Here is a 15,446-nt window from a genome sequence, read left to right on the forward strand (position 1 = left end):
CTCAGCCTAGTCACGGCATACAGTGACCCTCATGCCGAGTCTCACCGTCGACGGCGCCCGCACTCGGGCCGCCGCGCTCTCCGTCCAGTCGTACGACGTCGATCTCGACCTCACCCAGGGCGATCGGACGTTCGGGTCCACCACCACGATCAGGTTCAGCGCGTCCGACGCGTCGAGCTGGGTGGACGTCAAACCCGACGAGCTGATCTCGGTGACCCTCAACGGCACGGCGGTCGACGTGGCCGGGCTGAACGACGGACGGCTCGAGCTGACCGGCCTGCGGCCGGACAACGAACTCGTCGTGGTCGCCTCGATGCTGTACTCGCACGACGGCGAGGGACTGCACCGCGCGGTCGACGCCGCCGACGGACTCACCTACACCTACGCGATGTCGTTCCTCGACGCCGCCCCGCGGATCTTCGCCTGCTTCGACCAGCCCGACCTCAAGGCGCCGTACCGGATGACGGTGACCGCGCCCCAGGACTGGCTGGTGCTCGGCAACGGCGCCTCGACCCAGGTCTCCCCCGGCCGCTGGGAGCTCGCCGAGACCAAGCCGCTGTCGACGTACTTCGTCACCGTGGTCGCCGGCCCGTACTTCCAGATCACCGACGCGCACGACGGCATCAACCTCAGCGTCGTGTCGCGGCAGTCGCTGAAGGACGCCCTGGAGCGCGAGGCCGCGGACATCTTCGAGGTCACCAAGCAGTCCTTCGACGCCTACCACCGGATGTTCGGCTACCGGTACCCGTTCGGTGACTACCACCAGGCGTTCGTGCCGGAGTTCAACGCCGGCGCGATGGAGAACCCGGGCTGCGTCACGTTCCGGGACCCGATGGTGTTCCGCTCGGCGGTCACCGACGGCGAGCGCAGCAGCCGGGCGCGGACGATCGTGCACGAGATGGCGCACCAATGGTTCGGCGACACCGTGACGATGAAGTGGTGGAACGACCTCTGGCTGAACGAGTCGTTCGCCGAGTACATGGCGCACCGGGTCTCCACCGAGGCGACCCGCTACACCGACAACTGGATCGACTTCGCCTACATCCGCAAGTGGTGGGGCCTGCAGGCCGACCAGCGGTCCTCGACCCACCCGGTGGCCGCCGACGCGGTCAAGGACGCGCTCGCGTCGCTCGACGACTTCGACGGCATCTCCTACGCCAAGGGCGCCGCGGTCCTGAAGCAGCTCGCGGCGTACCTCGGTGACGACGTCTTCCTGGCCGGCGTCAACGCGCACATCGCCGCGAACGAGTTCGGCAACGCGACGTTCGCGGACCTGGTCGCGAAGTGGACCGAGGCCGGCGCGGCCGGTCTCGACGACTGGGCGCAGGCCTGGCTGCGGACCGCGGGCCTCGACACGATCAGCGTGTCCCGGACCGCGACCGGTATCAAGCTGCACCGCAAGGCGCCCGAGGCGTACCCGGCGGCACGGCCGCACAAGCTCGCCGTCGGCGGGTACGACGCCGAGGGCCGCCGGACGACGGTCGACGTCCTGATCGACGCCGACGAGGTGGAGGTCGACCTCGACCCGTCGCTCGCGGTCGTGATCCCGGACGCCGGTGACGACAGCTGGGCGAAGATCCGGCTCGACGCGGTCAGCCTGGAGAACCTGGCGGCGCTGCTGCCGAAGATCGACGACGGCGTCACCCGCGCCGTCATCCTGAACAGCGTGCGGGACGCGGTCGCCGACGCGGAGCTCGACCCGAAGGTCGGCTTCGACGTGGTGCTCGGCATGCTGCCGACGGAGACCAGCGACATCGCGGTCGGCACACTGCTGAACTGGTCGAGCACCCACCTGCTCGGTGTCTACCTGCCGTACGAGCCGTACCGCGGGCAGCTGGCCGACGTACTGCGTGCGCGGCTGGAGACCGTCGAAGCCGGGAGCAGCGTGCAGCTCTCGGTGGCTCGCGGGTTCGCGCGCTTCACCGACGACGCCGAGCTGCTGAAGGGCTGGCTCGCGGGTGACGGCGTCCCCGAGGGCGTGACGATGGACGCGGACCTGCGGTGGATCGTGACGCTGCAACTGGCCCGGCTCGGCGCGATCGGCGAGGCCGACATCGACGCCGAGCTCGAGCGGGACTCGTCGTCGGAGGGCGTCGTGCACGCCACCCGGTGCCGGTCCGCGCTGCCGACGCCCGAGGCCAAGGAGCGGGCCTGGACGCAGATCACCACCGACGCCGACCTGGCGAACTACGAGCTGTACGCCGCGTGTGAAGGGTTCTGGCACCCGACGCAGGCCGCGGTCACGGCGCCGTACGTCGACCGGTACTTCGCCGAGATCGCCGGGACCGAGAAGCTCCGCTCCGGCTGGGTCGTCGCGACCAGCGCGAAGCTCGCCTTCCCCCGGTACACGGTCGAGCAGCGCGTCGTCGACCGCGCCGCCGACCTGATCGCCGACGACTCCGTGGCGGCCGGCATCCGGCGCTCCGTCGGGGACGGCGCGGACGACCTGAAGCGTGCGCTTGCGGTGCGTTCGGCCTTCACGAACTGACAAGTCGGTTAGCTGTCACACCGTGTTGTGACTAGTGTGACTGGTGTGATCAGGAGGACCCTGGTGACCAGGCAAGATGTGTTTTCGTGACGTAACCTCCACAATGACCGCGCGGCACGGCGCGCCGGTCTTGGTCAGGCCCAGCGTCCGGGAGAGACTGTCTAGAACCGCACAGGAGAACAAGGTCAATGCGCGAGGCGAGGCTCGTCGGTCTGAGCCAGGACGGAACCCAACTCGTCCTGGCGATGGCAGAGACGGGTGAGGAGTTCGCCGTTCCGGTCGACGACCGGTTGCGTGCGGCCCTCCGCGGCGACCGTGCCCGACTCGGCCAGCTGGAGATTCAAATGGAGAGCGCGCTGCGCCCACGAGACATCCAGGCTCGTATCCGCGCCGGCGAAAGTCCCGAGGCGGTCGCAGCCGTCGCCCAGATGCCGATGGAACGCGTGATGGCGTTCGCCGGCCCGGTCCTCGCCGAGCGCGACCACATCGCCAGCCTCGCGCAGCGTGCCTCCGTCCGTCGCCGCGGCGGCGGCGACGCCCCGACCCGCAACCTCGGCGCGTGGGTCACCGATCGGCTGCGCACCCGGCAGGTCGACCCGGCGTCGGCGGAGTGGGACGCGTGGCGCCGCGAGGACGGCCGCTGGGCCGTGCGCGTGTCGTACTTCGTGGAGTCCGAGGACAGTGTGGACTCCGGCGAGGAGCAGAAGGACGAGAAGATCGCCATGTTCGCCTACGACGCCCCCGGGCGGTACGCCGTGCCGGACGACGACGAGGCGCGCTGGCTGGTCGGCGAGCAGGCGCAGGTGATGCCGACGCCGGTCCAGCCGCAGCCTGGTGAGCGGCGGCTGGCCGCGGTCGCGGACATCGACCCGCTGATCGCTCCGGACCACGGCGCCGACAGCTACGAGGCAGGCTTCGAGGACACGGTCGCACTACGCCGCCGAAACCACCCGGTTTCCCGCGACGGCCGCGAGTTCGGCCTGCAGACCCGCGACGTCATCCGCGACGGCGGCCGCGACGCAGCCCGTGACAGTGGTCGCGACGAAGGACGCGACGGCAGCCGTGATGGTGGTCGTGACGCGGGCCGCGAGGCAGGCCGTGACAACGGTCGCGACAGTGGCCGTGAGCACCCGCGCGACTTCCCCCGGGAGGTCGCGCGTGACGGTTCCCGGGACGCCGAGCGTGGTCCGCGCCGCGTGCACTCCGTACCGAACCCGGACGAGGAGCCGACCCTGATCGACGTCCCCGTCGACCAGCCCCCGGCCCCGCGCCCGGCCGTCCGCGCCGTAGAACGCCCCGCCGACCCCCCGGCCTTCGCCTCCCCCGCCACCCCGGACGACCACACCGGCACTCACGCCGAGACCTGGACCGAGACCCGCGCGAGGGAACACGCGCCGGAGCCCTCGGCCGACCGTTCGCCGGAGCGTCCGGCGGAGCCGCGCCCGACGCCGGTCGCCCGCGCCGACCAGCGCCGCCGCCCGGAGCCGAGCCGCCCGGAGACAAGCCGCCCGGAGACAAGCCGCCCGGAGCCGAGCCGTCCCGAGACCAGCAGTCCGGAGACAAGCCCTGCAGGGGCGAGCCGTGCGGGGGCAAACCGCGCGGAGACCCGTTCGGCGGAGGCGCGCCGCCCGGAGCCTGTGCGCGAGCCCGCCTCCCCCGAGCCCACACCGGGACCCGACCGTCAGGCAACTCCCGCCGCGAAGGCACAGGGAACCCTGCCCGACGCCGCCGACACCACTCAGCCTGCCGACGACACCCCGGCCGAGCCCAAGAAGAAGCCCGCCCGCCGGGGCAAGCGCGCCAGCGTCCCGAGCTGGGACGAAATCATGTTCGGCAAGAAGGCCGACTGACTCAGCCGCCCAGCCGGACGAGCGCCTGCATCGCATCGCGCTCGATCCGGGCAAGGTCGTGCAGGACGGCGCCGGCCTGCAAGAGATACTGCGGATCCCCGGACTCGCCTGCTCGGGCGATGAGCGCGGCGACCTCGGTCCACAGCGCGGCCGCCTCGCCGTACAGCCGATAACCGGTGCGCAGATCGGCGCTGTCGACCACCTGGGCACATTCACCGAGGAAGTCGCGGTAGAGGTTGCGGAACAGGGCGCCGCCGGTGCCGGCCTTCTCCATCAGGAGCGCGGCCTGTGGCAGGTCCCGCTCGGGGGCGTCGGTCCGCTGGAGCCAGGTGCGGACCAGCTTGCCGGCCTTCTCGATGCCGCGGTGGCCGACATTCGCGATCGGCGGGTGCAGGAACGCGTCCGCACACGCGACGATCGCCGGCACGATCCGGTCCGGCAGCGCAGGCACTTCGCGTGGAGCAGTGACGGTGAACGACCGATGCCTGGCGGTCATCGGGCCTCGTGCGGCCCTCGCCTCGGCGAGGCTGGTCAAGCTGGTGGACACCGCTCCGCCCTGCTGCCCTGTGTCCACGAGCTGCGCGGTGTGGTCGTCGTACCCATACATGGCCACCACATGACCGCCGAAGTGCACCTTCGAGCTGAAGTACTCCAGGTAGTAGCTGTCGAGCTGCAACCCCACCGGATGGCCGCCGTCGATCGCCGCGACGACGTTCTCCCAGGCCTTCCGCGGCGACGCCGTCTCCTGGACCACGAGATCCAGCCCCAGCCGGCCGGTGAGGTTGCGGGTCAGCTCGAAGGGCTTCACCCGGCCGCCGAGGAACGGAAAGCCCAGGTTCTTGCTGTCCCAATAGATGAACGACAGACCGGATCCGAGGCCGAAGAGCATCGGCTCGGACAGGTCGAGCCCCTGGTGCCGCAACAGCACACCGAGCGCCGTCGTCTCGCAGTGCTGCCAGTCCCGGACCTCGATCTCGATCTGCATCACCGCATCATGGCCCCTCCGGTAACGGGAGGGTCCACTCCTCCCCCTGACGGAGCCCTGACGCATACCTGACACATCACGGACAGTCGTCCCAGATCGCGGACGGTGTTTGGCGCTCGCCCCTCGCTGCTGTCATGATCTTCGGCATGCAGATGCTGTGTTGTTGCTGTTGTCGCTGACGAGCGCCGGCTCCCGGCGCACGAGGCCCTGACCTTTTCCGTGGCCCGCCCGCCGACACAGCACACACAGGAACATCGCATGAATCTCCCGGCTCTCGCCGATCTGCTCGCGTCTCGTGGTCTCCAGCTCCTCCCCGGTTCGTACGCCGTACCGGTCGAGCTGCTCGTCCAGCTGCCCGACGCCACCATCGCCCACTTCACCGCCCGCGGTACGACGCTGCGCCTGCGGACCTACGCACCCGACGCACTGACCGCGATCACGATCCCCGCCGAGTGCGGCTGCGGTGACCACCACCCGCAGTCCGGCCCGTCCCGCGTGACGCTCAGCCGGTACGCCGTGCCGCTTGCCGAACGCACACTCGACGGCGAGCTCGAGTTCGGCTGGCGCCGGCACGAGGCGGGCCTGCTCCGCCTGGCCGACGCGACCACGCACTTCCTCACGCTGCTGGCCACCGTTCCCACCCGCGAACTGGCGGGCGTCGCCTGACCACCCCGCCCAACCGCCCCGCCCAACCGCATCGTCACCCGCGCCCGGTCCACCCCGCGCCCAGTCCAACTCGCGCCCAGTCCAACTCGAGCGGATAACCCCGCCTGTTGGGGGTTCTCCGTTGGTAGACGCGCGAAGAACCCCCCACACGCGGGGGTATCCGCTCGTGGGGAAGTGGGTGGGGTCAGGGGCGGCGGTGGGCTGGTTCGTGGGTGTCGAAGTGCTGGCGGGCGGCTTCGACTTTCGCCAGGTTGGGTGACCACTGGGCCAGGGAGTGGAAGAGCGGAGCGAGGCTGCGGCCGAGCGGGCTGATGTCGTACTCGACGCGGGGCGGGACCTCGGCGTGATACGTGCGGGTGATCAGGCCGTCGCGTTCCAGCTGGCGTAGGCGCTGGGTGAGCACCTTGGGTGTGATCACGCCGATCCGCCGCTGCAGCTCGACGAACCGCTGCCGCCCGTACTCGTTCAGCGTCCACAGGATCGGCGTCGTCCACCGGCTGAAGACCAGGTCCACGACGGGCGCGATCGGGCACGCCTGCACGGGATCGGCTGCTGCCTCGGTTGCTGTGCTCTCGCTCACAAACCCAATACTATCCTCTAGGTACCTACTATCCCGCGGCCAGTAGCGTCATCGCCATGATCGTGATCACCGGAGCAACCGGCAACGTAGGCCGCCCACTCGTCCAGACCCTGACCGCCGCCGGCGAGGATGTCGTCGCCGTCTCGCGGCACGGCGACGGCCACCGGGCCGACCTGACCCGTCCCGAGACCCTGACCCCTGCCCTCGACGGCGCGAAGGCCGTCTTCCTCCTCACCTCCGCCGACTTCATTGCCGGCGGCAACCTCCAGCCCGTCCTCGACGTGATCCGCGACGCGGGCGTCCCGCGCGTCGTACTGCTGTCGTCACAAGGCGTCGGGACCGAGCGCCATCCCGCGATCCATGAGGACGCGGTCACAGGTTCGGGACTGGAGTGGACGATCCTGCGGCCCGGGAACTTCGCCAGCAACGCGTTCGCGTGGGCCGAGTCGATCCGTACCCAGCGTGCGATGGCCGCGCCGTTCGCGGACGTCGCACTGCCCGCCGTCGACCCGCAGGACATCGCCGAGGTCGCCGCGGCGGCCCTTCGCGAATCCGGCCACGCGAACGCCGTCTACACCCTGACCGGCCCGGTCGCCATCTCGCCGCGACAGCAGTCCGAGGTGATCCAGGCCGCGATCGGTACGCCGATCAGCTTCACGGAACTGACCCGCGACCTGGCCCGCGCCGGCATGCTCAGCTTCATGCCGGAGCCCGTCGTCGAAGCCACCCTCGACGTCCTCGGCACCCCGACTCCCGCCGAACAACAGGTGAGTCCGGACATCGAGGCCGTCCTCGGCCGCGCACCGCACACCTTCGCCGACTGGGTCGACCGCAACCTCCACGCATTCCGCTGAACGACGGGCAGGAGCTGATCCGGAGCTGCGGTTCAGTTGCCTGCCACAACCTCCCCCGCTTCTTCCTTGTCTGAGTTGGTTGGAGCGGGGCGGGTCTCCAATTGGAGGCGGAGGGTCTCCGCGACCTGTTCCGCCGCGCGCTGGGCGGCGTTGAGCGCGGCGAACCGATCCTCAGCCGCCTCCTTCACGTCGGCCAGCTGGGACTGGTGATCGGCACGGAGCTGGTCGCGGTCGGCGCGGAAGTCGCTGCGCACCGCGTCGAGCTCGGCGCGGTGTCGCTCGCGCTCCTGGCTCACTTCGGCGCGCAACTGGTCAGCGGACTGCTGCGCGGTCTGCCGCTCGGCCTCGGCCGCGGCCTGAGCGATCCGCGCCGCCTCGGCCTCACCACGGGCCTGGCGGAGCTGCTCGTCAGTCGCGGCCTGAAGGTCGCGAATCCGCTGCTCTGCCTCGGCGCGCACTCGCTCCACCTCTGCGGCCGCGGCGTCACGAGCAGCCGCGCTCTCCTGCCGGGTCTTCTCCAGCTCCGCGGCAGAGCTCTCACGGACCGCCGCCGCGTCCAGCCGGGCCTGCTGCGCCGCTTCCTCGGCAACCGCTAGATCGGCACGAGCCTCGTCCAGCGCCGCCACAGCTTCCCGGGCCGCCTCGTCGGCTTCCTCCCGAGCATCCTCGGCTTCGGCCGCCTGCTGCTCCGCCTTGCGCCGGCGGTGCTCTTCCTGGCCACGCTGCTTCTCCACGTCGGCCAACTGCGCCCGCGACGCTGCCTGCAACTGCTCCACCTCGGCCGCGACCGCTTCCGCGTCGCCGTACGTCCGCACTGCCTCCGCGATCTGCGCGAGGTATCCCTCCAGCTCCTCCACCAGACGCGGCAGGTTGCCCTTCATCAACTGCTCGAGCGTCATCCGTGCCGCGGTCACCGGCCCTGTCTCCGGTTCGGAGCCGGCGGGCGCAGTGAGGTCACGACGCACCGGCTGTCGGGCCAGACGGTTCTTCGCTGCCCACGCGTTCGCCTTGTTGTGCACGACGGGCTTCCCGTCGACGCCCACTCCTTCCCGCCCGCAGTACTTCGGCGGGCGCCCCGGCGTCCCGGCATCGGCCTGCTTCGGGTTCCTGCAGCTCACGCCCGGGAACTCGCACAGCCCTTGCCGACGCTGCGCGGTGAGATCCGTTTCCGTCATGACGCCACCCTACCGGATTACGTCGATAAAGTTCGGCTTTACGTTTGGTTTTCGCCTACTACTTTTGACTGAACGAAACTGAACTGAAGTAGCGCATAATCCCCGTTATGCGCTAGTTTCTCTCTGTGGACGATCTCCCGGAACCGCTCGTCTTTCGCCCTGTCGAGACCGCGGTCGAGCTGCCGGCACCCGATCCGGTCACCGAAGCCGCCGTACGGCGCTCCCTCGGGCGACGACGTCCGCTGCACGATCCGGGCGCGGATCCGGTCGACCGTCTCGACCTGCTCGCCGAAGCACTCACCCCGGAGCTGACCGCCCTGGTAGTGCTATGGCTGGGCGGCTCCCGGCGGGCGAGCCACGACACCCGCATCGGGTATGCCGACGACCTACTGCTGTGGGCCGACTGGGCTCGTCGCGAGCTCGGCCGGCAGCGGTTCGGTCTGGACCTGCATCGCGGCGAGGTGACGATGTGGCTGACCTGTCAGCAGGATGCTGGTGCGGCCTCGTCGTCGATCTCGCGCAGGCTGTCGGCGCTATCCAGCCTGTACCGATACGCCGCGGGCTGGGGTCTGCCGGCGGTCTGCCCGATCTCCGACGACGACCACCGGCCGAAGTTCCACCGCGGCCGGCGCGCCACCTCGGCGCGGGTGCTGGACGCTGACCAGGTCGCAGCCTTGCTCGCAGCAGCGGTAGATGTCCGTGACGCGCTGATCGTCGGCCTGCTCTACACCGGCGCCCTGCGAGTCTCCGAGCTGTGCGGGGCCGACGACTCCGACCGCCACGACGAGGGCCGGAGGACGTGGCTGGTCGTCACCCGCAAGGGCGGTAAGTCGGTCCGGGTGCCGCTCGAGACCACGGTGGCCGAGCTACTCGACCTGTATCGCGCGATGCGTCCGGCGTGGACCGGTGTGGGACCGGCCCCGCTCATCGCCGATGCCTCCGGTGGCCGGCTCGACCGTCACGACGTCACCCGGCTGCTCCGCCGCCTGGCCAAGGCGGCCGGCATCCCCCGCCCCGAAACCGTCGGTCCGCACGCGCTGCGCGCGACGGCGATCACCGACCAGAAGCGCCGCGGCCACGGCGCCGAGGAATTGCAGGAGCTGTCCGGTCACGCCGACGTCCGCACCGTGATGGTCTACATCGACGACGACGGCCGCGCCGAGCGGGTCGCAGCCCTCACCGACGACCTCGGCCGCGTCATGACCGCCGTCCCCCGTCACCTGAAATCCCCGAGTTGACCCACGCCGACGACGGCCTGGTGACGGCCTCTTGAATAAGTAACACGCTTGGTTTAACTTATCCGCGCAGCTGCTCTCGCCTGTCTTCCAGTCCCGCCACCTGGAGGTTCCAGCATGTCCAGACGCTTGCTCGCGCGGGTGCTTCCCGCTGTCCTGCTGAGCGGGCTGCTCGCCGTACCGACGGCGCACGCGGCCACGATGTATCCCAGCGGCGTCGGTGCCGATCTCGGGCCGGCGCCGACCACTCTCGGCGTGAAACCTGCCGCCGGTGACGATCCGGCCGGTCTGCGCACCGGCACCGAACAGGGCCGCACCTACTGGCAGACGAACCAGGCGGCCGGCACCGGCTACCTGGAGTTCGACGTCGACCACGACTACGTGGACGAGATCGGCACCGACGACGTCCTGGTGACGGTGACGTATCTCGACACCGGCTCCGGAACGCTCGAGCTGCAGTACGACGCGACAGCGAATCCGCAGCAGGACGCGACCGACGTCCAGCTCACCAACTCCGGTCAGTGGAGGACCGGCGTCTTCGCGCTCAGCGGCATCGCCTTCACCAACCGGCTCGGCGACGCCGACGTCCGGCTGTTCGGAGGCAGCACCGACATCACGGTCGCCGGCCTGCGGATCAGTACGGCGGGCGCCGCCGTGCAACTCGGCGCCGCCCCGGTGCAGAACGGGATCAGCCCGCGCGCCGGCGACGACGCCGCGCACCTGGTCACCGGCGTCCAGGACGGCCGCGCGTACTGGCAGACCGACCGTACGGCGCCCGCGCCCGGCACGAGCTTCTTCTACATGAACGTCGCCGACACCTACCTGTACGACAACCGCGGTCTCGTCCTGGTCAGCATGGACTACTTCGACGAGGGCAACGGCCAGTTCGGGCTGCACTACGACTCCCCCGGCGAGACGATCCCGGAGAAGTTCAAGAACTCCGAGGTCGTCCGGTACGGCGACACCAAGACCTGGAAGACCTACACGTTCGCGCTGCCCGACGCGGTGATGACGAACCGCTCGAACGGCGGCGACTTCCGGATCCACAACGGCGACGGCACGGTCGATCTCAAGGTCGCAGCGGTCCGGGTCGCCAAGGTCGCCACCACGCTCGACGTCACCGAGGGCCTCGTCGACCTGATCGGCCAGGCCACCCGCACCGAGAAGGCGGCCCGCGAGGGGGCCCGTGACGGCCAGTACCCGGTCGGCAGCCGCGCCACGTTGCAGGACGCGCTCGACAACGCTCAGGCGATCGCGTCCACCCCGGGCGTCACCGACGTACAGGTCAAGGACGCACTCAAGACCTTGCAGGCCGCCCTCGACGCCTTCACCGCGTCCGTCATCGACACCAACTTCGCCGACGACGGTACGGCGACCGCGAGCGGCGGGACCGGTGCCTCGAACATCAACGACAACAATCATCAGACGGCCTGGTCCGGCGGGGCGAACGCGTGGTTGCAGGTGGACCTCGGCACCCCGCGGCCGGTCAACGACGTGCGGGTCGAGTGGGCCGAGGCGTACTCCCCCGACTACACCGTCCAGATCTCGAACGACGGGAAGAAGTTCGTCGACGTCGGGCGGACCGGATCCCCGGGCGGCAACCAGTTCAGCCGCACGCGGTTCGCGACCGTGAGCGCAAGGTACGTGCGGGTCGCGATGACCGGCGCCGACTCGTTCAGCGTCAAGGAGCTGCAGCTGCGGCTCGTGCCCGTCGTGACTCCGACGCCACGGCTCGTGACGACCAGCAACCCGACCGAGGACGGCGTGGTCGCGGACTTCGACGCCACACAGTACGGCGCCGACCCCAGCGGCCGCCGCGACTCCACGAAGGCGATCCAGCAGGCGATCTACGCCTGCCAGGACGCGGGCGGCGGAACGGTCTGGTTGCCGGCCGGGCGGTACGAGGTCACCGACACGATCGAGGTCCACGCGTTCTGCAGCCTGCGCGGCGACCACGGCCAGAAGCTCGGCACGGGCACGGTGATCGTCGCCGACCTGCGCTCCGGTGACGACGGGCCGAGCCTGTTCCGGATCGGCGGCAGCGCGGGCGTCCTCGGCGTCACGACGTACTACCCGAACCAGAACGCGGCCTCGCCGATCCCGTACAACTACACGTTCGAGATCCCCGGCGGCGCCTGGATCGGCAACGAGAACTACATGATGGCGACGGTCTCCGACGTCACCATGCTGAACTCCTACCGCGGGATCGGCGTCAGCACGATGCCGAACGACCACGGCAACGCCCCGAGCTCGGGTCAGGTGCACGAGTCCACGACGATCCGCAACGTCCGCGGTACGGCGCTGTTCGAGGGCGCGCGTGCCTACAACGGCGCCGACGTCGGCACCTGGGAGAACGTCACCTTCAGCAACTCGTACTGGTCGGCCGCCCCGGCCGCGTTCCACCCGCCGGCGCGTGCGGTGCTTGACGCGTGGACCCGGGCGCACGGCACCGGTCTGGTGCTCGGCGATCTCGAGTGGGACCAGTTCTACCGGATCGCGCTGTCCGACTACGCCGTCGGCATCCACGTCGTCGCGGGCCAGCGGGCGCAGTTCACGGGCAGCTTCCTCGAGCCCGACCTACGCCGGACCGGGACCGGGCTGCTCGTCGACGTGATGGACGACCGGTGGGGCCTGACCCTGGCCGGCGGCCACGTCGACGGCGGCATCGCCAACAACTCTCGTGGCTACGTCAAGATCACCGGCACCGAGGTCGTCGGCGCGCAGACCGGGATCATCCACCACATGTCCGGCACCGCCCCGACATACACACAGAAGCCCCTGCCCAAGCCGGTGCAGAAGCTGTACGTCGTGGACGCGCCGCACGGAGTCGGCTACCTGCCGGCCGCGGACGCAACTCGGGCGGTGCAGAAGGTCCTCGACCGGGCCGGACGTGAAGGCGGCGGGATCGTCTACCTGCCCGCTGGGTGGTACCGGATCAGCACGCACCTGAGCGTCCCGGCGAAGGTCGAGCTGCGCGGCGCGTCCGCCGTACCGAACCGGGACCAGGGCGGAGCCAGCGGCGGGACGGTGCTCCAGGCGTTCGAGCGGAACACCGACACGGCGTTGATCACCCTGCAGAACCGCGCCGGTGTGCGTGGGCTGCGGGTCTTCTACCCGGAGAACAATCCGGGCCGCGCCGAGGGCGTGCTGCCCTATCCGTACGCGATCCGCGGGCACGCCGGCGGGAACTACGTCGTCAACGCCGGCTTCCCGAACGCCTGGAACGGTATCGACCTGAGCGGTGACGACGTGCTGGTCCGCAAGGTCGCGGGCGCGTTCTTCGACCACGCGATCGCGATCGGCCCGGGCCGCAACGGCCGTGTCGAGGGCGTGCTGTCGAACGGCAACGCGGTCACCCGGGTCGGGTACCAGCAGCCGTACTGGATGAACGAGGGCCGCATCTTCGAGCTCGTCATCGACAAGTACATGCGCAAGACCGCGAAGATCGTCACGGTCGACGGGGCCCGCGGGCTGACGCTGCTGAACGTGTTCGCCTACGGGTTCCACGACGGTCTGGTGGTGAACTCGGGCCAGGTCGACGCGTTCAACCTGGGCACCGACAACCTCGGCGCCGACGGGTACACGGTCCGGGTGGCGAGCGGCGACGTCGAGGCGACGAACCTCGCCCGCTACAACGGCGCCACGCTGAGCGGACCGGCCACGGTACGCAACGTGATGGTGATCAACGTCGTGCAACGCCGCGTCTCCGTGCAGGCCACCGGCGACGGCACCGTGGCGATCGCCGGGAACGAGTCCGAACCGGGAACGTACGAGGTCGGCGCGCAGGTCACCGTGACGGCGGCGCCAGGATCGGATAGCGTTTTCCAGAACTGGACCGTCGACGGGACGGTGGTGTCGACCCAGCCGTCCTACACCTTCACCGTCACGGCGGACCAGGCACTGACCGCGAACTTCACGTAGGAGCGAGATGGCTGACACACAACAGCAGGTCGCGATCGTCGGGTGCGGCATCATCGGCCGCACCCACGCCCAGACCGTCGCGGAACGGCCGGACGCGATCGTCACCGCCCTGGTGGACGGTGACGCCGCGGCCCGGGAGGCGCTCCGGGCCCACCTGGTCGAGCTCGGCCGGCCCGAGCCGAAGGTGTACGACGACCTGACCGCGGCGCTGAGTGGGTCGGACGTCTCCCTGGTGGCGATCTGCACGCCCAGCGGCACGCACGCAGCGCTGGCCGAGCAGGCGCTGAACGAGAAGAAGCACGTCGTGATCGAGAAGCCGCTCGACGTCGACCTGGTCCGGGCCCGCCGCCTCGGCGCGGCGGCCACCCGGGCCGCGAACCACGGCGTGGTGTCGTCGGTGATCAGCCAGCACCGCTTCGACGCCGGCAGCGCGGTGGTCAAGCAGGCGATCGACGCCGGGCGGTTCGGGCAGCTGACGTCGTCGGTGGCGACGGTGGCCTGGTGGCGCAGCGACGAGTACTACGCGTCGGCCGGCTGGCGCGGGACCTGGGAGCAGGACGGCGGTGGGGCGCTGATGAACCAGGGCGTCCACACCGTCGACCTGATGCTGTGGTTCATGGGCCGCCCGGTGACCATCCAGGCCCAGGCGCTGCGGGCCGCCCACCACGCGATCGAGGTCGAGGACACCGTCGTCGCGACGCTGACCTTCGAGAACGGCGCCGTCGGCACCCTGCACGCCACGACGGCTGCCTTCCCCGGCGGCCGCACGAGAGTCTCCGTCCACGGCACCGAAGGCGGCGCCGAGGTCGAGGACGACCGCCTCCGCCGCCTGAACGTGGACGGGGACAAGACCGACGTCCCCACCGACGCAGGCGACCCAGGCGGCCACCGCGCGCAGTACGACGACATCCTCAAGGCCATCACGGACGGCTCCCAGCCCGCGATCACGGTCCAGGACGCGATCGACGCGCTGGCCACGGTGCGAGCCGTCTACATCGCGTCCACGCTCCAGCGCCCGGTCAAGTTCATCGACGTCCTCGAAGGCAGGTACGACGACGTCGACGTCTCCCGGGGTATCGGTCTCCCGCCCAGCTGACGCGAAGGGCGAGCCGTCTCAGGCCGGCGGCTCGCCCGGCCCGCGCTTGTTGAGGATCCGGTGGTACAGCTTGCTGTCGCGCCACTGCCCGTTGATGTGCAGGTACTCCGGCGCGAATCCGTACTGCTCGAACCCGCATTTCTGCAGCACCCGCTGTGACCGCGTGTTGTCGTGGTTGGTGCTGGCCGCGATCCGGTGCAGCAGCAGGACCTCGTCGGCCAGCCGGCACACCTCGGTGAGCGCCGCTGTTGCCAGACCCTTGCCGGCCTCCGCGACATCGACCCAGTAGCCGATGTCGCCGTTGCGCCAAGCGCCGTGCACGATGTTGGTCAGCGTCGCCGTCCCGATCACGCGGTCGCCCTCGGCCAGCACCCACGGGACCGCGTTGTTCAGCTTCAGCTGCTCGGCGAAACGCGTCGCCTGGAACTCCGGGGTGTACCACTCGTCCGGCCGTCGCGGCTCGTACGGCGCGACCTGCTCGCGGCTGCGCCAGATCGCCTCGCAGTACGAGGCCGCGTCCTCGGAGCGGACCGGGCGCAGGGTGACCGAATCGGTGAGCGGAGCGGTCAGGGCATCGGTGAGGGTCGGATCCACCC

11 protein-coding genes are annotated in these 15,446 nt (G+C 70.2%); 7 read left to right on the plus strand and 4 right to left on the minus strand.

Annotation, left to right across the window (positions count from 1 at the left end):
- Window positions 1-31: 31 nt before the first annotated feature.
- Window positions 32-2,488 carry an aminopeptidase N gene (pepN, locus tag ABZW60_RS26575; protein ID WP_355481182.1) on the plus strand — a complete coding sequence of 819 codons (2,457 nt, stop codon included), beginning with the start codon at window positions 32-34 and terminating at the stop codon, window positions 2,486-2,488.
- Between the two features lie 188 nt (window positions 2,489-2,676).
- Window positions 2,677-4,338: a septation protein SepH gene (gene sepH / locus ABZW60_RS26580; protein ID WP_355481184.1), complete on the plus strand. Its 1,662-nt coding sequence runs from the start codon at window positions 2,677-2,679 to the stop codon at window positions 4,336-4,338.
- Between the two features lies 1 nt (window position 4,339).
- On the opposite strand, the gene ABZW60_RS26585 is transcribed toward sepH, so the two are convergent.
- Window positions 4,340-5,323, minus strand: coding sequence for a BtrH N-terminal domain-containing protein (locus ABZW60_RS26585; RefSeq protein WP_355481186.1), 984 nt, complete (start codon window positions 5,321-5,323; stop codon window positions 4,340-4,342).
- Between the two features lie 258 nt (window positions 5,324-5,581).
- On the opposite strand from ABZW60_RS26585, the gene ABZW60_RS26590 reads away from it, so the two are divergent.
- Window positions 5,582-5,989: a hypothetical protein gene (locus ABZW60_RS26590; RefSeq protein ID WP_355481187.1), complete on the plus strand. Its 408-nt coding sequence runs from the start codon at window positions 5,582-5,584 to the stop codon at window positions 5,987-5,989.
- 184 nt (window positions 5,990-6,173) lie between these two features.
- Here ABZW60_RS26590 and ABZW60_RS26595 read toward each other — a convergent pair whose 3' ends face one another.
- Window positions 6,174-6,569 (minus strand): helix-turn-helix domain-containing protein, encoded by a 396-nt coding sequence (locus tag ABZW60_RS26595; RefSeq protein WP_355481189.1) that lies wholly within the window; start codon window positions 6,567-6,569, stop codon window positions 6,174-6,176.
- A gap of 56 nt (window positions 6,570-6,625) precedes the next feature.
- Between ABZW60_RS26595 and ABZW60_RS26600 the strand changes: the two genes are divergently transcribed.
- Entirely contained in the window at window positions 6,626-7,423 is a 798-nt protein-coding gene (locus ABZW60_RS26600) for an NAD(P)H-binding protein (RefSeq protein ID WP_355481191.1), read from the plus strand.
- Window positions 7,424-7,455: 32 nt separating this feature from the next.
- On the opposite strand, the gene ABZW60_RS26605 is transcribed toward ABZW60_RS26600, so the two are convergent.
- Entirely contained in the window at window positions 7,456-8,598 is a 1,143-nt protein-coding gene (locus ABZW60_RS26605) for a hypothetical protein (protein ID WP_355481193.1), read from the minus strand.
- Between the two features lie 125 nt (window positions 8,599-8,723).
- On the opposite strand from ABZW60_RS26605, the gene ABZW60_RS26610 reads away from it, so the two are divergent.
- From ABZW60_RS26610 to ABZW60_RS26620, 3 genes are all read left to right on the plus strand, one after another.
- Window positions 8,724-9,836 (plus strand): tyrosine-type recombinase/integrase, encoded by a 1,113-nt coding sequence (locus tag ABZW60_RS26610; protein WP_355481195.1) that lies wholly within the window; start codon window positions 8,724-8,726, stop codon window positions 9,834-9,836.
- Window positions 9,837-9,950: 114 nt separating this feature from the next.
- Window positions 9,951-13,754 carry a glycosyl hydrolase family 28-related protein gene (locus ABZW60_RS26615; protein WP_355481197.1) on the plus strand — a complete coding sequence of 1,268 codons (3,804 nt, stop codon included), beginning with the start codon at window positions 9,951-9,953 and terminating at the stop codon, window positions 13,752-13,754.
- A 7-nt stretch (window positions 13,755-13,761) separates the two neighbouring features.
- Entirely contained in the window at window positions 13,762-14,850 is a 1,089-nt protein-coding gene (locus ABZW60_RS26620) for a Gfo/Idh/MocA family oxidoreductase (RefSeq protein WP_355481199.1), read from the plus strand.
- An 18-nt stretch (window positions 14,851-14,868) separates the two neighbouring features.
- Here ABZW60_RS26620 and ABZW60_RS26625 read toward each other — a convergent pair whose 3' ends face one another.
- Window positions 14,869-15,444 (minus strand): GNAT family protein, encoded by a 576-nt coding sequence (locus ABZW60_RS26625; protein WP_355481201.1) that lies wholly within the window; start codon window positions 15,442-15,444, stop codon window positions 14,869-14,871.
- Window positions 15,445-15,446 lie beyond the last annotated feature (2 nt).

It is taken from the genome of Kribbella sp. NPDC003557, assembly GCF_040610805.1.
In the GTDB taxonomy this organism is placed as follows: Bacteria; Actinomycetota; Actinomycetes; order Propionibacteriales; family Kribbellaceae; genus Kribbella.

Excerpts from the sequence above, each read along its gene's own strand:
- ABZW60_RS26585 (WP_355481186.1), bottom strand. The coding sequence starts at position 5,323 with ATGCAGATCGAGATCGAGGTCCGGGACTGGCAGCACTGCGAGACGACG.
- ABZW60_RS26615 (WP_355481197.1), top strand. The coding sequence starts at position 9,951 with ATGTCCAGACGCTTGCTCGCGCGGGTGCTTCCCGCTGTCCTGCTGAGC.
- ABZW60_RS26620 (WP_355481199.1), top strand. The coding sequence starts at position 13,762 with ATGGCTGACACACAACAGCAGGTCGCGATCGTCGGGTGCGGCATCATC.
- sepH (WP_355481184.1), top strand. The coding sequence starts at position 2,677 with ATGCGCGAGGCGAGGCTCGTCGGTCTGAGCCAGGACGGAACCCAACTC.
- pepN (WP_355481182.1), top strand. The coding sequence starts at position 32 with ATGCCGAGTCTCACCGTCGACGGCGCCCGCACTCGGGCCGCCGCGCTC.
- ABZW60_RS26605 (WP_355481193.1), bottom strand. The coding sequence starts at position 8,598 with ATGACGGAAACGGATCTCACCGCGCAGCGTCGGCAAGGGCTGTGCGAG.
- ABZW60_RS26600 (WP_355481191.1), top strand. The coding sequence starts at position 6,626 with ATGATCGTGATCACCGGAGCAACCGGCAACGTAGGCCGCCCACTCGTC.
- ABZW60_RS26590 (WP_355481187.1), top strand. The coding sequence starts at position 5,582 with ATGAATCTCCCGGCTCTCGCCGATCTGCTCGCGTCTCGTGGTCTCCAG.